Genomic DNA, 21,197 nt, shown 5'->3' with positions numbered 1-21,197 from the left:
TTTATAGGTTATTTAATGAAAAAAACTCCATAAGGAGTTTTTTTTAGATTAGTTATTCTTATGTGAAAATAATTCTTTTGCTTTTAAAGCTATACGCTCTCCAAATATTTCAAACATTTCTTTGCTTTTTTCAAAATTTTCATCTATTGCAACAGGACCAAGATGAATAAATGGTTTACCAAGTGCCGATCCTCCTGAATATACTAACATACCTTTAACCATTAAGTGATTAATAAGAGTTAATAGAGCAATATCTCCTCCGCCTTGTGCATAGTGAGCTGTTGAAAACACAGCGCCGATTTTTCCTTCTAAATTATACTTATTTCCTTCATCAAACCATCTTTTTAGTTGCCAACAGGTATTAGCCATATATGTAGGTGTTCCAAATATTACAGCTTTACTATCTAGCAAGAAATCGTCATCGATATTATCAAGATCAAATATCCCTACTTCAAAATCAGAAACTTTTTTAATCCCTTCTGCAATTACATTAGCCATTTCTTTGGTGTTGCCGGTTTTACTAAAGTATATAATTGATACTTTCATTTTATCTCCCCCATAATATAAAAATCAAAATATATAGTTATTATAGAGTTTTTATTATATTTTTACAAATAATAAAAGTTATAGAATATCATAGAAATAAATTATTAATATACTCTAAAGGATATTAAATATAGATAATTAGATATTTTAAGAAATTATGAATATATTAAAGATAATTTAACAAAATTAACTAAAACTTAATTTTATGTTTTTTTTCATAGATTTTCAATTAAAGAAAATAGGAGTATTATATATAAATTAACGAATTTTTTTACAAGGAGATGAAAGTATGAAAAAAGAATGGGCAATATTATTGGTAGTTTTACCTATGACATTTATGACCACCTTAGACAGTAGTATAGTAAATGTTGCCTTACCAACTATGGCTAGAGAACTTGGAACAACCATGGCTGGAATAGAGTGGATAGTAACCAGTTATCTTATAACAATTTGTGCATTAATTTTACTATTTGGTAGATTTGGAGATATAATTGGAAAAAGTAGAGTGTTTAGGTTTGGAATAGCTATATTTACAATAGGATCTTTACTTTGCGGATTATCAAATTCACTTATAATGCTAATTATATCAAGAGTAATTCAAGCAGTAGGTGCAGCAGCAGCTATGGCTACTAATCAAGGAATAATTACTGAAACTTTTCCACCTTCAGAAAGAGGAAGAGCTTTAGGTATGACAGGTACAGCAGTTGCACTAGGAACTATGGTTGGACCTACTTTAGGAGGATTAATTGTATCTGTTGCACCATGGAAATATATATTTCTAATAAATATACCAATAGGTATAATAGTTTATATTTTTGTATTAAAGACATTGAACTTTAAAAAGGTTGAAAATAAAATACCTTTTGATTCTAAAGGAACTAGTTTATTTATTGTTTCAATAATATTACTTTTCTGTTCAATAAACTTTGGACAAAGTATGGGATTTGCTAATCCTATTATAATAGGAACTTTTATTATATCAATTATATTATTATTTATATTTGTTAAAGTGGAAGGGAAAATTAAAAACCCTATGTTAGACATTGATATATTTAAGAATAAATTATTTTCTTTAAGTATATTTTGTGGATTTACTTCTTTCATTGCTATAGGAGCTATGAATATAATTTTACCTTTTTACCTTCAAGATGTATTGAAGCTTAGCCCAAGTTTAGCGGGACTTATGATGACTGTTTCACCTATAGTTTTAGCTGTAGTAGCACCTGTAAGTGGTTATTTATCTGATAAGATTGGAAGTGAAAAGATATCAGCTTTAGGTTTAAGTATTATGACTTTAGGATTATTTTCACTAGCTATTTTTAAGGAAAGTACACCTTTATTTTTAGTTGCAATTCTTATAGGTTCAGTGTCTTTAGGGAGTGGAATGTTCCAATCACCTAATAATTCTTTAATAATGTCAACAGTAGATAAAAGTAAGCTTGGAATTGCAGGAAGTATTAATGGCTTAATAAGAAATTTAGGAATAACAACAGGAATAGCAGTATCTACAAGTATTTTATATTCTATAATGAGTGGAAAAATAGGATATAAAGTATCTGGATATATTGAAGGTAGGGCAGATATATTTATATTTGCTATGAGATTTGTATTTATAGGTATTGCAAGTGTTTGTTTAATAGGAGCAATATTAACTTTATTAAGAGTTATAAGAAAACAAGATGTATTAAATAATTAATAATGGATAATGAATAATAGAGAAGAGGTTGTCTAAGACAGCCTCTTAAATTTCTAGATAAACTATTATTATCGACTTAAAAATATTTGAAGAATTATATTTACATTTATTTCTAAAATCAATTTAAAGTTGTTTACAAGTGTAACAATGTTATAATATAATAATATTATATTATAATTACTATCTATTTTAAAGGGGTCTTATATGTAACAATGTTATATATAATGTAATAGTAAAAGTAAAATATAATTTGTAAATGGTATAAAAAGGGGGAAATATGAAATTTAAGCTTCTAAAAGAAAAAAACTTTTCACTTTTAATGTTTGGGAAAATTACATCACTTATTGGATCTTATATGCAGAGCTTTGCATTATCTTTATTTGTGTTAAGCACTACAGGTTCTGCTACAAAGTTTGCATCTATCCTTGCGGTTTCACTAATTCCAGGATTAATAATATCACCTTTTTCAGGAGTAGTTGTAGACTGGTTTTATAGAAAGAATATATTAATTTTTTTAGATTTAGCCAGTGGGGTAGTAGTAAGTATTTTTGCTATTATTTATTTCATTACAGGAGAAATGTCTTTAATTAATATTTATATTTTAGTTATAGCACTTTCTTTAATTTCAACTTTAGATAATCCAACTCTTCAAACTATAATTCCAACCATAACTAAAAAAGAAGATTTAGTTGAAGCTAATGCATTAAATTCACTTCTAATGGCTATTGGTAATGTAATTTCACCAGCTATTGCAGCATTAGTATATGGCAGTTTTGGATTAGAGGGTGTTTTTATAGTAAATGCTATTTCATTTTATGTTTCTGCTATTTCAGAAGTTTTTCTAGTTATTCCTAGAAATATAAAATCAAAAGGAAAATTATCTTTTAATAAATTTGCTTCGGAATTTAAGGATGGTATTAGTTTCATATTAAAGAAAAGAGATATTATAAACGTTGTAAGTTTAGCTGTAATATTAAATTTTGCTCTAGGTTCTTTTACTATTGGTTCAGCATATATTAGTAAAATTACTTTAAAGGTGTCAGATATGCAATATGGTATAGTTGATACTTTTGCAGTGGCAGGAATGATTTTAGCAACATTTATTGTAGGTTGGCTTTCAAAGAAGTACTCCTTAGGAAAAAATTTATATGGAAGCTTAATGATAGCATCAGTGCTTCTAGCAGGATATGCTATTGTAGCTTTAAAGCCATTAGTAGCCATTGAAAATTCTATTTTTTATTTATATTCATTAATGTTAATAGTTACACTATTTATGTGTATATTCATTGGTATTGCCAATACATTTGTAAGTGCAGGACTACAGTCAATAGTTCCTTTAGATTTTTTAGGAAGAGTATCAACTGTTGTTTCAACTGGATGTATGATAGCTTCACCATTAAGTAGTATGGTATATGGATATCTTTTTGATAAGATTAGTGTTTCAAGTATATTTTTAATTTCTTCAGGAATAATGATAGGAGCAATGCTGTTATTTAAAAAATCATTACTTCAAATTAATCTTGATGAAGAGGAAAAATGTGAAATTGATGTAGAAACTATTTAATTTAAATAAACAAGCTGTCTTTAGAGACAGCTTATTGTTGGGGAATTTATAAAAAACTTATCCTTTAAATAGTTTTTTATAAATTCCTTAATTTAGTTTTGAAGTATTCCTATTAACTTTGAAATTACTTAGAGATTGCGACTGAGCAACTAATATAGCATATTTGCTTCTTTTTTATTTAAAGGAATTAAAAGAAGCATCAGAAGGCATTCTCCAATCTCCGCGTGGACTTAAGGATATACTACCAACTTTAGGGCCATCAGGTAAAGCACTTCTCTTAAATTGCTGAGTAAAGAATCTATAGATAAATTTATCAAGCCATTTTGTTATTTCTTCTTTACTGTAATCATCTTTAAAAGCATATTCTGCAAGAGTTCTAATTCTTTCTTTTGAAGAACCATTTTTTATAAAGTGATATAAGAAAAAGTCATGTAATTCATATGGACCAACAATATCTTCTGTTTTTTGTGTAATTTCACCCTTATCTCCTTTAGGTAATAATTCAGGGCTAACTGGAGTGTCTAATATGTCTAATAATGTTTCAGCAACTTCTTTAGTAGATTCCTTTTCAGCTACATATTTAACTAAGTATCTAACTAAAGTTTTTGGAATAGATGGATTTACTGAATACATACTCATGTGGTCACCGTTATAAGTACACCATCCAAGAGCAAGTTCTGAAAGATCTCCAGTTCCTATTAATAAGCCACCTTCCTTATTAGCAATATCCATAAGTATTTGAGTTCTTTCTCTTGCCTGAACATTTTCATAAGTAACATCATGGATATTTTTATCATGACCTATATCTTCAAAGTGTTGTAAAGCTGCTTTTACTATATTTATTTCTCTTAAATCACAACCAAGTTCTTTACATAGTGTTAAAGCATTATTATAAGTTCTATCTGTAGTACCAAAGCCAGGCATAGTGATAGTAACTATATTTTTATTATCTATACCTAAAAGTTTAAAGGTTTTTGCTACAACTAGTAATGCTAAAGTAGAATCAAGGCCTCCAGATATACCTATAACAGCTTTTTTCAAATTGGTATGCTCCATTCTTTTAGCTAAAGCAGAAGCTTGAATACTAAATATTTCTTTACATCTTTCTTCTCTTAATTGTATATTTGATGGAACAAAAGGATGTTTATCTATGTATCTATCAAAATTAATAATTTTATTTTCTTTATAGTTGAAATTTATTATTTTAGCATCAAAAGGAACAATTCTAGAAGCATCTCTATAGCTTATATTTTTAAGTCTTTCGCTATTAAGCTTAAATACATCTATATAAGAATAAATAACTTCGTTATCCCTTTGGAACCTATTATTTTCTTTTAGTATTGTACCATTTTCGGATATAAGAAGATGACCACTAAATAATAAATCTGTAGTTGATTCGTGAACTCCTGCAGATGAATAAATATATGCTGACATACATCTAGCACTTTGATTTGAAATTAAGTCTTTTCTATAATCCTTTTTACTTACAAGTTCGTTTGAAGCAGAAAGGTTTCCGATGATATTTGCTCCTAAAAGTGAAAGATAAGAACTAGGAGGAATAGTAACCCAAAGATCTTCACAAACTTCAAATCCAAAGGTATAATTATCGGATTTGAAAATTAGATTAGTACCGAAGGGAACATCTTTTTGAAAGTCAAAATCAATTTTTTCATTAACTATTCCTAGCCCTTCGCTGAACCAACGCTTTTCATAAAACTCACTATAATTTGGTATATAGGATTTTGGAACAATGCCAAGTAGTTTTCCATTAAATATTATATAAGCACAGTTAAATAATGCATTTTTAAAATTTAAAGGAGCACCAACTGCAATTAACATATCTAAATCTAAGCTTTTTTCAACTATTTTTTTTATAGCCATATTTGATTTCTCTATGAGGCTATATTGCATAAATAAATCACCACAGCTGTAGGATGTAATACATAGTTCGGGGAATACTATTGCTTTTGTATCATTTTTATTTGCTTCATCTAAACATTTAAATATATTATCTAAGTTATACTCTATATCTGCAACTCGTGTTACGGGACATGCAGAAGCAACTTTTATAAAATCCATAAAATCTCTCCTATCTATAAACTATATTTATATTTTAACTCTTTTTAAATATTAAATTCAAAACTAACTATTTAAATAATAAAAGGAAAACTATAGAAAATCAATGATAATAGGAGAAAAGTAAGTGAAAATAGAATAAAAGGTTATAATATACCATATAAAAGGATATAAAAACTATTGTAAAATGATAAAGAGTATAATATAATAAAACCATCAATTAAATAATTTTTAAATTTTTGCTAAGAATGCTATAATATTATTAAAAGAAGGAGGGGGAATAATGAGTGCTATAATTTTTTGGATTATTATTGCTGCGATTTCAATTGCTATAGATATAGCTACTAGTAATTTCTTATTTGCTTGGTTTATAGTAGGAGCAGTTACAGCAATGGTAGCAGACTTTATAGGTGTATCTTTTGGCATTCAGGTTATAATTTTCTTAATTGTAAACTTAATTACTATTGCCATAGGTTATCCTTGGGCAAAGAAGAAATTTAAAAAATCAGTTAAAAGAACACCTCTAATGGAGGAAACCTATATAGGTAGAATTATGAGGGCAGAAGAAGATATAGTGGATAGAGCTAGAGTTAAAGTAGATGGAATCTATTGGACTATGCAAAATACAGGAGAAGAAATTAAAAAAGGGGAAAACTTTAAGATTATAGGAATTGAAGGTATAAAATTAAATATAAAAAAAGAGGTGTAGGTAATGGAAAATGTAATAGGACTTGTTATTATAGGAGTAATAATACTTTTTGTTTTAATTACAATTTTATCATCAATAAAGATAGTAAATACAGGATATTTATACGTAGTAGAAAGGTTTGGGCAATATCATAAGACATTAGAACCTGGATGGCATTTTATGATTCCTTTTGTAGACTTTGTTAGAAAAAAGGTTTCAACAAAGCAACAAATTTTAGATGTACCACCACAATCAGTTATCACTAAGGATAATGTTAAGATTTCAGTTGATAATGTAATTTTCTATAAACTTTTAAATGCTAAAGATGCTGTTTATAACATTGAAGATTATAGATCTGGTATAGTTTATTCAGCAACAACTAATATGAGAAATATATTAGGTAATATGACTTTAGATGAAATATTATCAGGTAGAGATAAGATAAATCAAGATCTTTTAAGTATAATTGACGAAGTTACTGATGCATATGGTATAAAGATTCTCTCAGTTGAAATTAAAAATATAATACCTCCAACAGAAATTCAAGAAGCTATGGAAAAGCAAATGAAGGCAGAGAGAAATAAAAGAGCTATGATTCTTGAAGCAGAAGGACAAAGACAATCACAAATTGAAAAAGCTGAAGGAGAAAAGAGATCTAAAATACTTGCAGCAGAAGCTGAAAAGGAAGCTAATATAAGAAGAGCAGAAGGTTTAAAGGAATCTCAATTACTTGAAGCAGAAGGTAAAGCTAAGGCAATTGAGGAAATTTCAATTGCAGAAGCAGAAGCTATTAGAAAGGTTAACCAAGCTATTATTGAATCAGGAACAAATGAAACAGTTATAGCATTAAAGCAAGTTGAAGCTCTTAAAGAAATGGCTAATAATCCAGCTAATAAGCTTATATTACCAAATGAAACATTATCTTCTCTTGGAAGTATAGCAGCTATTGGAGAAATGTTAAAGGGAAGCAAGGAAAGTTAAGAGTTAGGCAAACTTAACTTATAAAAAAACTTAGGACGATTGCATTAAGGATATTATATAAATATTAAGATTTTATAATAGGTCTTTATGCAAAAGTCCTTTTTTTATGTAATAAATTTAGTTTTATTTCAAAAGATATAATATAAACTGAAAGGATCTGGAGAAATAAAATATGAAGAAAATATTAAAAATAGACATTAAATTAAAGCTAATAATGGTATTGGTTTTATTCTTTATGTTGTGTGAATTAGGAGTGAATAGGAAGGTTTCATTAGCAGGAAATATAAATGATAATTTAGAAAATTATGCTGATAATAGCTATTATGATAGGGAAAAAGCTAGAGATTATGCTATTAAATGGGCAATAACTTCTAATAAGGAATATTATAATTATATAAATGATGGTGGAGATTGTACTAACTTTGTATCGCAAGTATTGCGTGCTGGTGGCATGGAATTTATAGGATCTAAGAAAAGTTCAACTGATATTAAATCTTGGTTTTATTATTCTTCTAATTTACCTAATAGAAGTGCAACTTGGACATCAGCTAAGGCTTTTAATTTACATTTTGGAAAGGAATATAAGCGAGTTTATAGTTATAGAGAGTATAAAATTGAGGATGCTTTAGGTAATTGGGATGAAATTTACAATAGTATATATGTTGGGGATATTGTTCAGTATTCGAGGCCAAATAATATAGCTTTTCATTCCCAAGCAATAACAGATTTACTAGAGAAAAAAACTATTTATTTTTCCCAACATTCAAATTCAATAGAGAATTTCTATAAGAACGGTAATTTAAAATACTATTTATTAGGTAAGCCAGATGATTATAATCTCTTAATTTATAATATAAAAAATGATATAAATAATATAAAAGAATCTAGAGGGATGACTGTTTTAACAGAAGAGGATTATAATGAGGAGTTACAAGAAGCTATGGATATGATAAAAATTAGCATAGAAGATACTAGATTTGACAATGCTAGTTATAAAAGTAAGGATACAGAAGAGTTTATTTATAATATGGAAAATAAATTAAAGAATGTAGAATATGAAAGATATTCTAGAGCAAAATCCTCAAAAGAACTTTTAGAATATTTACTGGATAGAAGTGATTTATAAAATAAAATTATAAATAAAGAATATAAAATAGTAAAAATGATAAAAATAATAATGACCCTAAGGGGTTACGTAGGTTTCTTTGCCGGTAGTATACGCTACCGGTATTTTTTATAATTTCCATACTTCATGTTTTAAGTTATTAAATAATCTAATGAATATAAGACAGATAAAGAAAATTTATAAAGGTAAAGTTGGAAAAATTTTTGTTGTATAATATTAAAAAAAGTGTGGATTTTTTTTTTGAATTATGATAATATAATAACGTAGCTAAAAGCTATAAAAAATAATTAGTTTAAAGATTTTGATAGATAATGATATTCTCCATGGTAGAGATTAATATTACTATATAGTCTTTAAAATGGAGGTTTTAATAATGGAAGATAAGAAAATAGTTTGTAAAGATTGCGGAAATGAGTTCGTGTTCACAGTTGGAGAACAAGAATTCTACAAAGAAAAAGGATTCGATAACGATCCAGTTAGATGTGCTGATTGCAGAAGAGCAAGAAAGAACAACAACAGAAGATAGTAAATTAGACTGTAGGAAACTACAGTCTTTTTTGTTTTAATCTTTAAATCCATAAGTAGAAGTTCTAGTAATATTTAAAGCTTTATTAACATTAGCTAAGGTATCTTGCAAGATTTGTTTATTATCCTCTTTTTCTACCGTTTTAATTGCATCATGAAGTAATTCTTGAGCATGAACAACATTAGTTAAAGCACTTTTCAATTCATCTTTAGCATTAGGTTTATGTCCCATATACATACACTCCTTTAATCTTTATAATTTCTTATAGCATTTTGTGTAGTTTCTACTGCACTACCTATTGCTTTTAGAGCTGCATGAATTTCAGTTCTATTATAAGAATCTTCTGCATGTAAATAGGCAGTATTTAAATGATTTTCACAAGAGCAAAGCTCTTCTAAGGTTAATTTTAAGTTTTCCTTTGCATTTCTTTTCATAAATAACACCACCTTTAATTATTCTCTATTAGTTTGTCTTAAAAAAAATATTAAATAACATAAATATATTATTTTTTAAAGACAAAATAGGAAAAAGAAAGAAAATACAAATTATATTAAAATAAATAAGAGTATAATTCGTTATATAACGAATTATTTTTGTGTTTAATAAAATAAAGTTGACAATATATTCTTAAAATGATAATCTTTAAATATAAATACGAAATATTTTTGAAATAAATAAATAAATGTTCGGTTTTATAACTGATTACTTTGGAGGTATGAAGGTTGAAGATGAGATGTATATTTGTTGAGAAGAAAAGTGGTTATGATATTGAAGGAAAAAGTTTATTAGAAGATTTTAAAAATAACCTAGGATTAAATTCTTTAGAAAATGTTAGACTAGTTAACAAATACACTTTAGAAGAAGTAAATAAAGAAGAATATATAAAATCACTTTACACTATATTTTCTGAGAAAACTGTAGATAATCTTTACGAAAATGAATTTCCATTAGAAGAAAATGAATTTGCCTTTGGAGTTGAATATTTACCAGGTCAATATGATCAAAGAGCTGATTCTGCTTCAGAATGTTATCAAATATTAACTTCTGGAGAAAAAATAAAAATTAAGTGGACGAAAATAATTGTATTAAAGGGAATTTTATCTACTAAAGAAATTGAAAAAATAAAAAAATATTATATAAATCCAGTTGATTCAATAGAAGTAGATATTAATAACTTAGAATTATCATCAAATTCTTTAGAACCAAAAGATGTAGATATTATAAATGATTTTATAAATAAAACAAATGAAGAAATAGAAGAATTACATAATAATATGGGATTAGCTATGAGTTTAGAAGATATTAAGCTTATACAAGACTATTTTAAAGATGAAAATAGAAATCCAACTATTACAGAGATAAAAGTTATAGATACTTACTGGTCAGATCATTGTAGACATACTACTTTTTCAACATCTATAAAAAATGTTGATATTGAAGATGGATGTTATACAAATCCAATAATCAAATCTTATAATTCATATTTAAATTCAAGAAACTTTGTTTATGGTGAAACAGACAGAGATAAAACTCTTATGGATATTGCTGTTATAACCATGAAGGAAATGAGAAAAAGGGGTCTATTAGATGACTTAGATATTTCAGACGAAATAAATGCTTGTTCGATAAATGTAAAAGTTGAAACCGATAATGGACAAGAAGATTATTTATTAATGTTTAAAAATGAAACTCACAACCATCCAACAGAAATAGAACCTTTTGGTGGTGCAGCTACTTGCCTTGGAGGAGCTATAAGAGATCCATTATCAGGTAGAACTTATGTATATCAAGCTATGAGAGTGACTGGATCAGCTGATCCAACAGTAGAGATAGAAAAAACTTTAAAAGGAAAGCTTCCTCAAAGAACTATAACACTAGGAGCAGCTCATGGTTATAGTTCCTATGGAAATCAAATAGGACTAGCTACGGGTCAGGTTTCAGAAATTTATCATCCAAATTATGTTGCGAAAAGAATGGAAATAGGTGCAGTAATAGCAGCAGGACCTAAAGAAAATGTAGTAAGAGAGGAACCTAAGGCTTCAGATATAGTAATTCTTTTAGGTGGAAGAACTGGAAGAGATGGTTTAGGTGGAGCAACAGGGTCTTCTAAAGAACATACAGAGGATTCTATTAATGAGTGTGGTGCAGAAGTTCAAAAAGGAAATCCTCCGATAGAAAGAAAAATACAAAGATTATTTAGAAATTCTGAAGTTTCTAAAATGATAAAAAGATGTAATGACTTTGGTGCTGGAGGGGTATCAGTAGCAATAGGAGAATTAACTAGAGGGCTAGATATAGATTTAGATAAGGTTCCAAAGAAATATGATGGACTAGATGGAACGGAAATTGCAATTTCAGAATCACAAGAAAGAATGGCAGTTGTAATAGATAAAGAAAATGAAGAAAAGTTTATAGAATTAGCTAGAAAAGAAAATTTAGAAGCAGTAAAGGTTGCTACAGTTACAGACTCTGAAAGACTTAAGATGTTTTGGAGAGGGAAAAATATAGTTGATTTAAAGAGAGAGTTTTTAGATACAAATGGAGCAAGACAAACAACTAATGTAAAAGTAGAAACTCCTAAGAAATATCCATTTAAAATTGATGAAAATTTAAATGTAAAAAAAGAATGGATAAATACATTAAAAAGTTTAAATGTAGCATCACAAAAAGGGTTAGTTGAAAGATTTGATTCAAGCATAGGAGCTGGAACAGTACTTATGCCATTTGGAGGTAAATTTCAAAAAACTCCTGCAGAAGGAATGGCTGCAAAAATACCAGTTTTAAATGGAGAAAGTAAAGATGCAAGCTTAATGACATTTGGATTTAATCCAGAAATGGGAATTTGGAGTCCGTATCATATGGCATATTATTCAGTTATTGAAGCAGTAACTAAGCTTTCAGCTATGGGTGGAAATTATAAAAAGGTAAGGCTTACATTACAAGAGTATTTTGAGAGATTAGGAAAAGATAGTACAAAATGGGGAAAACCATTTGCAGCTTTACTTGGGGCATATCAAGCACAAATGGATTTAGAAATACCTGCAATAGGTGGTAAGGATTCAATGTCTGGAACTTTTGGGGAAATAGATGTACCACCATCCTTAGTGGCTTTTGCAGTAGCTGTAGAAAAGGCGGAAAATATTATTTCTCCAGAATTTAAGAATAATAATTCTAAGTTAGTACTTTTAATGGCAGAAAAAAATGAGGATATGACATTAAAGGTTGAAGGATTTAAAAATAATTTAGAAATACTTTATAAATTAATAAAAGAAAAGAAAGTTATTTCAGCATCATCAATAAAATTTGGTGGGGTATCAGAGATAATTACTAAGATGTCTTTAGGAAATAAAATAGGGGCAGAGGTTGAAAACTTAACTAAGGAAGAACTATTTGGTTTTAATTATGGCAGTTTAGTATTAGAAGTAAAAAATTATGTAGAAGTAGACAAAGAATTCGAAGGTTGCGCTTATAAGGTGATAGGTAAAACAATAAAAGATAGGGCTATTATTTTAAGAGAATATGATATTAATTTTGAATTAGATACTTTAGAGAAAATATTAGAAGAAAAATTATCCAAGGTATTTAAAATAAAAACAAAGGATAAAAAAGAAGTTGTTAATATAGATTTATTTGAATACAAGGAAATAAAAACACCAACAATTAAAATTGCTAAACCTAAAGTATTTATCCCTGTATTTCCTGGAACAAATTGTGAATATGATAGTGCTAGAGCTTTTAGAAAAGAAGGTGCAGATGTTTCAGAATTTATTTTCAACAATATGAATAAAGAACTTTTAAATGAATCAATATTAAATATGGAAAAAAGAATAAGAAAAAGTCAAATAATAATGTTACCAGGAGGATTCTCAGCAGGTGATGAGCCTGATGGATCAGGTAAATTTATTTCAACAATATTTAGAAATGAAAGAATAAAAGATGCAGTGATGGATCTTCTTAAAAATAGAGATGGATTAATACTTGGAATATGCAATGGCTTCCAAGCACTTATAAAGTTAGGATTAGTTCCATACGGAGAAATTGTTGATATTGAAGAAAATATGGCAACTTTAACTTACAACGAAATTAATAGACATATGAGTTCAATAGTAAATACAAGAATAACTTCTAATAAATCACCATGGTTTAATGAAGTAAATGTAGGAGATATACATTCAGTTGCAATTTCCCATGGAGAAGGAAGATTAGTTGCACCAGAAGCTTTACTTAAAGAATTAGCTAAAAATGGTCAAATTGCAACACAATATGTTGATTTAAATGGAAAAGTATCTATGGACATGCCTTACAATCCAAATGGTTCAATGCTAGGAATAGAAGGTATAACAAGTCCAGATGGAAGAGTTCTTGGAAAAATGGGTCATTCAGAAAGAATAGGAGATGATCTTTATAAAAATATTCCAGGAAACTTCGATCAAAAAATCTTCAAATCAGGAGTAAAGTACTTTAAGTAATTAAAAATGAAAAATGAAGAATTAAGAATTGTTGAAATAACTCAGGCAAGCTGAGTTATGTAAAATTTTTAAACATCTAAAGTTTTATAAAGATATTATTTATTTAATAATATTTTACGAAGTAAAATAAACCTAAATTTTTCATTTTTAATTCTTAATTTTTAATTTAAAGAGGGGTGTTTTTTATGAAGGTAGCAATATTTTTTGGTAGCAAGTCTGATACTGATGTTATGAGGGGAGCTGCTAATTGTTTAAAAGAGTTTGGAGTTGATTTTAAGGCTTATATATTATCTGCTCATAGGGTTCCTGAAAAGTTAAGTGAGACTTTAAAGGAAGTAGAGGAGAAGGGGTGTGAAGTTGTTATTGCTGGTGCTGGTCTTGCAGCCCACTTACCTGGGGTTATAGCATCTCAAACTACTATGCCTGTTATAGGAGTTCCAATTAAGGGAGCTGTTGAAGGATTAGATGCTTTATTTTCAATAGTTCAAATGCCAAAGTCTATTCCAGTTGCAACTGTTGGAATAAATAATAGTTATAATGCGGGGATGCTTGCAGTTCAAATGTTAGCTATAAAAGATACAGAATTAAGAGAGAAAATAAATAAGTTTAGAATAGATATGAAAAATAACTTTATAAAAGAAAATGGTGAGGGAGTGGATTTATAATGGAAAAATTAGAAATGATGTATGAAGGAAAAGCTAAGAAGATTTATTCAACAGATAAGGCAGATGAAGTAATAGTTTATTACAAAGATGATGCTACAGCGTTTAATGGAGAAAAAAAAGGTCAAATTGAAGATAAGGGAGCTTTAAATAATTCTATAACTTCTATGATATTTGAAATGTTAAAGGAAAATGGAATTAAAACACATTTTATAGAAAAGTTAAATGAAAGAGAACAGCTATGTAAGAAGGTTGAAATAGTTCCTTTAGAAGTTATTGTTAGAAATGTAGCAGCTGGATCTATGGCAAAAAGATTAGGCTTAAATGAAGGCTTTGAACTTAAGACTACAGTATTTGAATTATCATATAAAGATGATTCACTTGGAGATCCACTAATAAATGATTATCATGCAGTAGGAATTGGAGCAACAACTTTTGAAGAATTAGAAAAAATATATGAAATGACTGCAAAGATAAATGATTTACTTAAAGAATTCTTTATAAAACAAAATATAAGATTAATAGATTTTAAATTAGAATTTGGAAGATACAACGGAGAAATTCTATTAGCAGATGAAATTTCACCAGACACATGCAGATTCTGGGATGCAACAACAGGAGAAAAACTAGATAAAGATAGATTTAGAAGAGACCTTGGAAACGTAAAAGACGCATATGTAGAGATATTTAATAGAATTAAAAGAGAAGAAAGAATTTAATGCATAATGCATAATGGATAATGCATTAAATAAATTAAAAGTTAAGAATGAAAAATGAAAAATTAAGGAAAAAACTCCTTTAGGAGTTTTAATAAAATCAATTTTAGAGGAATTCAGCTTTGCTGAATTCCAACAACAATTCTTAATTCTTAATTTTTAATTCTTAATTCAAAACGGGGGTGTTTTTGTGAATTTTAATTTAGTTTTAGACCCAAGTAATGATAAGTTTAAAGAGGAATGTGGAGTATTTGGGGTTTATGCTAATGAAGATATAGATGTGTCATCTTTAATATATTATGGGTTATATGCACTACAGCATAGGGGGCAGGAGAGTGCTGGTATAGCTGTTGCAAATGGAGAAAAAGTTGATATTCATAAGGGAATGGGACTTATAACAGAAGCTTTTTCTAAGGAAAATTTAGAAGCTTTAAAGGGATTTGCTGGAATAGGACATGTTAGATATTCTACAAGTGGTGATACTAGAATTGAAAATGCTCAACCTTTACTTAGTAAATCAAAGCTTGGTTCAATAGCAATGGCTCATAATGGGACTTTAGTAAATGCTGATGTAATAAGAGAATTATTAGAAGATGGTGGTCATGTATTTCATACATCAATAGATTCAGAAGTAATAGCAAATCTTATTGCAAGAGGAGCTAAGAAGGGAATTGAAAGAGCAATTTTTGATGCTATTCAAGCAATAAGAGGATCCTTTGCAATGGTAATTTTAACAGAGGACAAACTTATAGGTGTTAGAGATCCTCATGGAATAAGACCTTTATGTCTTGGTAAATTTGATAATGGTTATATTTTAGCATCTGAAAGTTGTGCATTAGATGCAGTAGGAGCGGAACTAGTAAGGGATATAGAACCAGGTGAAATTATTATTATAGATAAAAATGATATAAAGTCCTATAAGTATTCAGAAAATACTCAGTGTCAAACGTGTGCTTTTGAATATATATATTTTGCTAGACCAGATTCAACAATAGATGGTTTAGATGTACATGAATCAAGAGTTAGAGCAGGTGAAGAGCTATTTAATGAATATAAAATAGAAGCTGATATAGTAATAGCAGTTCCAGATTCGGGAATACCAGCAGCTATAGGATATTCAAAAGTATCAGGAATACCTTATGATACTGGTTTTATAAAAAATAGATATGTTGGCAGAACTTTTATAACACCTTCTCAAGAGATTAGAGAAAAGGCAGTTTCCGTTAAATTAAATCCATTGAAGGTAAATGTAAATGGAAAAAGAGTTGTTTTAATAGATGATTCAATTGTAAGAGGAACTACTTCAAAGCATTTAGTGGAGTCATTAAGAAAAGCTGGAGCAAAGGAAGTACATTTTTTAGTGGCATCTCCAATTGTTAAGTTTCCTTGTTATTTTGGTATAGATACTCCTTATAGAAGTGAATTAATTGGAGCAAAAAAATCTATCGAAGAAATTAGAGAAGCTATGGGAGCAGATACCTTAGGTTATTTAAGTATGAATGGTATGTATAGATGTTTTAAGAAAGATTCGGGATATTGCGTTGGATGTTTCAATGGTATTTATCCAGTATCAACACCAATAGAAGGTGCAAAATAAATATCAGGGGGATTTTATAAAATGATAACTTATAAAGAGGCTGGAGTTAATATAGAAGAAGGGTATAGATCAGTTAAGCTTATAAAGGAATATGCTAGTAAAACTATGAGTGAATATGTATTAAATGGGTTAGGTAGTTTTGCGGGAATGGTTGAATTGCCAGAAGGATATAAGAACCCAGTTTTAGTTTCAGGAACAGATGGAGTTGGAACAAAGCTTGATATAGCTTTTAAAACTAAAAAATATGATACTGTTGGAATTGATTGTGTGGCAATGTGTGTTAATGATATTTTATGTCATGGTGCAAGGCCTTTATTTTTCTTAGATTATATAGCTTGTGGGAAATTAGAAGCTGAGGTTGCTGCAGATTTAGTTAAGGGAGTTTCAGAGGGATGTATTCAATCAGAGTGTTCATTAATTGGTGGAGAAACAGCAGAGATGCCAGGCTTTTATAGGGATGGAGAATATGATATGGCAGGTTTTGCAGTTGGAATAGTAGATAAAGATAAAATAATAAATGGAAGAAATATCAAAGAGGGAGATAAGCTTATAGGAATTGCATCTTCAGGGTTACATTCAAATGGGTATTCATTAGTTAGAAAAATATTTACAAATTTAAATGAAGAGTTAGATGGAAAAGAAGTTTGGGAAAACTTAATTATACCAACAAAAATTTATGTGAAACCTATTTTAAAGCTACTTGAAAAGTTTGAAATAAAGGGAATGGCTCATATTACAGGTGGAGGCTTTATAGAAAATGTTCCAAGAATGTTTAATGGTGAAAATTTAACTGCTGTTATAGAAAAAGATAGTTATCCATTGCCAAGAATTTTTGAGAAAATACTTGAAAAAGGTGTAGATAAAGATCATATGTATAATACTTTTAATATGGGAATTGGCTTTGTCCTTTGTGTTAATGAAAAAGATGTAAATCCTATAATAAAAGAATTAATTGCATTAGGAGAAAAAGCTTATGAAATTGGATATGTTACATCTGGAGGTGAAGGCTGTTGTTTAAAATAGCAGTACTTGCATCAGGGGGAGGAAGTAATCTTCAATCTATAATAGACTCTATTGATAAGGGATATTTAAATTGCAAAATAGAAATGGTAATAGGAAGTAAAGAAGGAATATATGCTTTAGAAAGAGCAAAACATAAGGGAATAGCAACCTATGTAGTTTCTAAAAAAGAATATGGAGTTAAGGTTTCAGATAAGATATTAGAATTAATAAAGGATAAGGTAGATTTAATAGTACTTGCTGGTTATCTTTCAATTTTACAAGGAGATATTTTAAAGGAATTTAAAAATAAAATAATTAATATTCATCCATCTTTAATACCAAGCTTTTGTGGACCAAAGATGTATGGACTAAAGGTTCATGAAGCAGTTATAAATTCAGGAGTAAAATTTTCAGGTTGCACAGTGCATTTCGTTAATGAAGATGTAGATGGAGGAGAAATAATATTTCAAGAAGTAGTTCCAGTATATTTTGAAGATACAAAAGAGGAATTACAAAAGAGGGTTTTAGAAAAAGAACATATTTTATTGCCTAAAGCAATTGATTTAATAAGTAAAAATGAAGTTGAAATTATAAATGGAAAAACAAGAACGAGGGGAGTTTTTTAGTTGATAAAGAGAGCGTTAGTTAGTGTTTTTGACAAGGATGGAATTTTAGAGTTTTCTAACTTTTTGCAAGAAAAAGGAGTTGAAATAATATCTACAGGTGGAACATATAAACATCTTAAGGAAAATGGAGTTAATGTAATTGAAGTAAATGAAGTTACTAATTTTCCTGAAATGTTAGATGGAAGAGTAAAGACTCTTCATCCAATTATACATGCAGGTATTCTTGCTATAAGAAATAACGAAGATCATATGAATACTATTAAAGATAGAAATATAGAAACTATAGATATGGTTATAGTTAATTTATATCCTTTCTTCCAAAAGGTTAGAGAAGATTTAAGCTTTGATGAAAAAGTTGAATTTATTGATATTGGTGGCCCAACAATGTTAAGAGCAGCTGCAAAGAATTTTAAAGATGTTATTGTAATATCTGATAAGGAAGATTATAAGGCTGTTATGAAAGAAATAAATGAAAGTGGAGATGTTTCTATAGCATTAAGAAAAAAATTAGCAGGTAAAGTATTTAATTTAATGAGTGCTTATGATGCTGCGATATCTAATTTCTTACTTGAAGATGAAGAGTATCCAGAATATCTTTCAATATCCTATAAGAAAAAGCAAAGTTTAAGATATGGAGAAAATCCACATCAAAGTGCAGCTTATTATAGCTCGAATGAGTTTGATGGAGCAATGAATAGCTTTGAAATATTAAATGGAAAAGAATTATCATATAACAACATAAAAGATTTAGATATAGCTTGGAAGGTTGCATGTGAGTTTGAAGAAGTTGCTTGTTGTGGTCTTAAGCATAATACACCATGTGGTGTTGCTATTGGAGAAAGCACTTTTGAAGTTTATAAAAAGGCGTATGATGCTGATCCAATTTCTATATTTGGTGGAATAGTTGCTATAAATAGAAAAGTAGATAAAAAAACAGCAGAAGAAATGATTAAAACATTTTTAGAAGTAGTAGCAGCACCAGATTATGATGAAGAAGCTTTAGAAGTATTAAAAACTAAAAAGAATTTAAGAGTAATTAAATGTAATAATGTACCTAAAGATAAGAGATATATGGTAACTGTAGATGGCGGAATATTAGTTCAAGAAGAAGATAATAAATTAATTGATGACATAAAAGTAGTAACTAAAAAAGCACCAACAGAAGAGGAAATGAAAGATTTAATATTTGGAATGAAGGTAGTTAAATATGTTAAATCAAATGCAATAGTTACAATTAAAGATGGTGTAGCTCTTGGAATCGGAGGAGGACAAGTTAATAGAATTTGGGCAACAGAAGAAGCTCTTCAAAGAGGAAAAGGTGCTAATGTTTTAGCTTCAGATGCATTCTTCCCATTTAGAGATGTAGTAGATGAGTGTGCTAAAAATGGAATAAAAGCAATAATTCAACCAGGTGGCTCATTAAGAGATCAGGAATCAATAGATGCTTGTAATGAACATGGAATAGCTATGGTCTTTACAGGAATTAGACACTTCAAGCACTAAAAGAAATGTAAAATGAAGAATTAAGAATGTAGAATTAATGAAAAAACTCCTGTGGAGTTTTAAAAATTAATTTTTAGTAATTTGGAACAAATTACATCAATAATTCTTCATTTTTCATTATCAATTATTAATTTAATATGGGGGTATTTCATGAAGATATTATTAATTGGTTCTGGTGGGAGAGAACATGCTTTAGCATGGAAATTAGCTAAAAATTCTAGAGTTGAAAAAATATTTGTAGCACCTGGGAATGGTGGAACGGCTATAGAAGATAAATGTGAAAATGTTAATATAACTGATATAGATGAACTTTTGGAGTTTGCTTTAAATAATTCTATTGAATTAACTATTGTTGGACCTGAGGATCCACTAACAAAAGGGATAGTTGATAAATTTAAGGCTAAGGGTTTAAAGATATTTGGACCGAGTATGGCTGCAGCAAGACTTGAAGGTAGTAAGAGTTTTTCTAAGGAATTTATGAAGAAGTATGGGGTTAAGACAGCTGAGTATGAAGTTTTTTATGAAGCTGATAAGGCTTTAAGGTATTTAGAAACGTGTTCATATCCTATTGTAGTTAAGGCTGATGGACTAGCTGCTGGCAAGGGAGTTGCTATTTGTGAAAGCAAAGAAGAGGCTATAAATTCGGTTAAGTCCTTTATGATAGAAGATATATTTAATGGTGCTGGGGAAAAAATAGTTATAGAAGAGTTTTTAGAGGGTATAGAGGCATCTATTCTATCAATTACAGATGGAAAAACTATAATACCATTTATTTCTGCAAAGGATCATAAGCAAATATTTGATGGTGGAAAAGGTCCTAATACAGGGGGAATGGGAGTTATTGCACCAAATCCTTATGTGACTAATGAAGTATTTAGTGATTTTAAAGAAAATATAATGAATAAGACTTTAGTTGGAATAAAAGAAGAGAATTTCGATTTTAAAGGAATTATTTTCTTTGGCATTATGATAACTAAAAAAGGAACATATTTATTAGAATATAATGTAAGAATGGGAGATCCGGAAACACAATCAGTATTGAATTTAATGGAAAGTGATTTATTAGAATTAATTGAAGCCTCTTTAGATGAAAAATTAAGCGAAGTTAATATTAAGTGGTTTAATGGAAGTTGTATAAATGTAGTATTAGCTTCTAATGGATATCCGGGTTATTTTGAAAAAGGCTTCGAAATAAAAATAGATAGAAGTGTTAAAGATAAAGTATTTCTAGCTGGTGCTCAATTGGAAAAGGGGATATTAAGAACTAATGGTGGAAGAGTATTATCAGTTGTTGGTAATGGTAAAAGTATTGAAGAAGCGAGAATTAATGTATATAAAGCTATAGAAAAAGTAGATTTTAATGGAAAATATTTTAGAAATGATATAGGATTAGTATAAAAAGTGTAGCAAACTGTTAAT

General features: G+C 28.6%; 18 protein-coding genes. 14 read left to right on the top strand and 4 right to left on the bottom strand.

Annotated elements, in window-relative coordinates; genetic code table 11:
• Nucleotides 1–48: 48 nt before the first annotated feature.
• Nucleotides 49–546 carry a flavodoxin family protein gene (locus BN6774_RS13480; RefSeq protein ID WP_066894652.1) on the bottom strand — a complete coding sequence of 166 codons (498 nt, stop codon included), beginning with the start codon at nucleotides 544–546 and terminating at the stop codon, nucleotides 49–51.
• 289 nt (nucleotides 547–835) lie between these two features.
• Between BN6774_RS13480 and BN6774_RS13475 the strand changes: the two genes are divergently transcribed.
• The gene (locus tag BN6774_RS13475) at nucleotides 836–2,242 is read left to right on the top strand and encodes an MFS transporter (RefSeq protein WP_066894650.1); all 1,407 of its coding nucleotides are present in this window, start codon (nucleotides 836–838) and stop codon (nucleotides 2,240–2,242) included.
• A 277-nt stretch (nucleotides 2,243–2,519) separates the two neighbouring features.
• A complete protein-coding gene (locus tag BN6774_RS13470) occupies nucleotides 2,520–3,806 on the top strand; it encodes an MFS transporter (RefSeq protein WP_066894648.1) in 1,287 nt (428 codons plus the stop codon).
• Nucleotides 3,807–3,980: 174 nt separating this feature from the next.
• Here BN6774_RS13470 and BN6774_RS13465 read toward each other — a convergent pair whose 3' ends face one another.
• Nucleotides 3,981–5,885, bottom strand: coding sequence for an NAD(+) synthase (locus BN6774_RS13465; RefSeq protein ID WP_066894646.1), 1,905 nt, complete (start codon nucleotides 5,883–5,885; stop codon nucleotides 3,981–3,983).
• Nucleotides 5,886–6,165: 280 nt separating this feature from the next.
• On the opposite strand from BN6774_RS13465, the gene BN6774_RS13460 reads away from it, so the two are divergent.
• The 4 genes from BN6774_RS13460 to BN6774_RS13445 all read left to right on the top strand — a co-directional run bounded on the left by BN6774_RS13460 (nucleotide 6,166) and on the right by BN6774_RS13445 (nucleotide 9,203).
• Nucleotides 6,166–6,591 carry an NfeD family protein gene (locus tag BN6774_RS13460; RefSeq protein ID WP_066894644.1) on the top strand — a complete coding sequence of 142 codons (426 nt, stop codon included), beginning with the start codon at nucleotides 6,166–6,168 and terminating at the stop codon, nucleotides 6,589–6,591.
• Nucleotides 6,592–6,594: 3 nt separating this feature from the next.
• Entirely contained in the window at nucleotides 6,595–7,551 is a 957-nt protein-coding gene (locus BN6774_RS13455) for an SPFH domain-containing protein (protein ID WP_066894642.1), read from the top strand.
• 172 nt (nucleotides 7,552–7,723) lie between these two features.
• Entirely contained in the window at nucleotides 7,724–8,677 is a 954-nt protein-coding gene (locus BN6774_RS13450; RefSeq protein ID WP_066894640.1) for an amidase domain-containing protein, read from the top strand.
• Between the two features lie 373 nt (nucleotides 8,678–9,050).
• Nucleotides 9,051–9,203 (top strand): zinc-ribbon domain-containing protein, encoded by a 153-nt coding sequence (locus BN6774_RS13445; RefSeq protein WP_066894638.1) that lies wholly within the window; start codon nucleotides 9,051–9,053, stop codon nucleotides 9,201–9,203.
• A gap of 36 nt (nucleotides 9,204–9,239) precedes the next feature.
• Here BN6774_RS13445 and BN6774_RS13440 read toward each other — a convergent pair whose 3' ends face one another.
• Together BN6774_RS13440 and BN6774_RS13435 are read right to left on the bottom strand one after the other, a co-directional pair.
• The gene (locus BN6774_RS13440; protein WP_066894636.1) at nucleotides 9,240–9,434 is read right to left on the bottom strand and encodes a hypothetical protein; all 195 of its coding nucleotides are present in this window, start codon (nucleotides 9,432–9,434) and stop codon (nucleotides 9,240–9,242) included.
• A gap of 14 nt (nucleotides 9,435–9,448) precedes the next feature.
• A complete protein-coding gene (locus tag BN6774_RS13435; protein ID WP_066894634.1) occupies nucleotides 9,449–9,637 on the bottom strand; it encodes a hypothetical protein in 189 nt (62 codons plus the stop codon).
• Between the two features lie 294 nt (nucleotides 9,638–9,931).
• Between BN6774_RS13435 and BN6774_RS13430 the strand changes: the two genes are divergently transcribed.
• From BN6774_RS13430 to purD, 8 genes are all read left to right on the top strand, one after another.
• Nucleotides 9,932–13,672 carry a phosphoribosylformylglycinamidine synthase gene (locus BN6774_RS13430; RefSeq protein ID WP_066896672.1) on the top strand — a complete coding sequence of 1,247 codons (3,741 nt, stop codon included), beginning with the start codon at nucleotides 9,932–9,934 and terminating at the stop codon, nucleotides 13,670–13,672.
• 185 nt (nucleotides 13,673–13,857) lie between these two features.
• A complete protein-coding gene (gene purE / locus BN6774_RS13425; protein WP_066894632.1) occupies nucleotides 13,858–14,337 on the top strand; it encodes a 5-(carboxyamino)imidazole ribonucleotide mutase in 480 nt (159 codons plus the stop codon).
• On the top strand, nucleotides 14,337–15,053 hold the full coding sequence (gene purC, locus BN6774_RS13420) for a phosphoribosylaminoimidazolesuccinocarboxamide synthase (protein ID WP_066894630.1): 717 nt from the start codon (nucleotides 14,337–14,339) through the stop codon (nucleotides 15,051–15,053). The genes purE and purC overlap by 1 nt, the downstream gene beginning before the upstream one ends.
• A gap of 187 nt (nucleotides 15,054–15,240) precedes the next feature.
• On the top strand, nucleotides 15,241–16,647 hold the full coding sequence (gene purF / locus BN6774_RS13415) for an amidophosphoribosyltransferase (protein ID WP_066894628.1): 1,407 nt from the start codon (nucleotides 15,241–15,243) through the stop codon (nucleotides 16,645–16,647).
• A 21-nt stretch (nucleotides 16,648–16,668) separates the two neighbouring features.
• Nucleotides 16,669–17,670 (top strand): phosphoribosylformylglycinamidine cyclo-ligase, encoded by a 1,002-nt coding sequence (gene purM / locus BN6774_RS13410; protein ID WP_066894626.1) that lies wholly within the window; start codon nucleotides 16,669–16,671, stop codon nucleotides 17,668–17,670.
• The gene (gene purN / locus BN6774_RS13405; RefSeq protein WP_066894624.1) at nucleotides 17,658–18,275 is read left to right on the top strand and encodes a phosphoribosylglycinamide formyltransferase; all 618 of its coding nucleotides are present in this window, start codon (nucleotides 17,658–17,660) and stop codon (nucleotides 18,273–18,275) included. Before purM ends, purN begins: the two co-directional genes overlap by 13 nt.
• Nucleotides 18,276–19,778: a bifunctional phosphoribosylaminoimidazolecarboxamide formyltransferase/IMP cyclohydrolase gene (gene purH, locus BN6774_RS13400; protein WP_066894622.1), complete on the top strand. Its 1,503-nt coding sequence runs from the start codon at nucleotides 18,276–18,278 to the stop codon at nucleotides 19,776–19,778.
• A gap of 150 nt (nucleotides 19,779–19,928) precedes the next feature.
• The gene (gene purD / locus BN6774_RS13395) at nucleotides 19,929–21,176 is read left to right on the top strand and encodes a phosphoribosylamine--glycine ligase (RefSeq protein ID WP_066894620.1); all 1,248 of its coding nucleotides are present in this window, start codon (nucleotides 19,929–19,931) and stop codon (nucleotides 21,174–21,176) included.
• Nucleotides 21,177–21,197 lie beyond the last annotated feature (21 nt).

The sequence above is a fragment of the Clostridium nigeriense genome, from assembly GCF_900086595.1.
GTDB classification, from domain to species: domain Bacteria; phylum Bacillota; class Clostridia; order Clostridiales; family Clostridiaceae; genus Clostridium; species Clostridium nigeriense.
The sequence above is the reverse complement of the archived record's forward strand: the minus strand, read 5'-3'. Positions and strand labels throughout refer to the sequence as shown.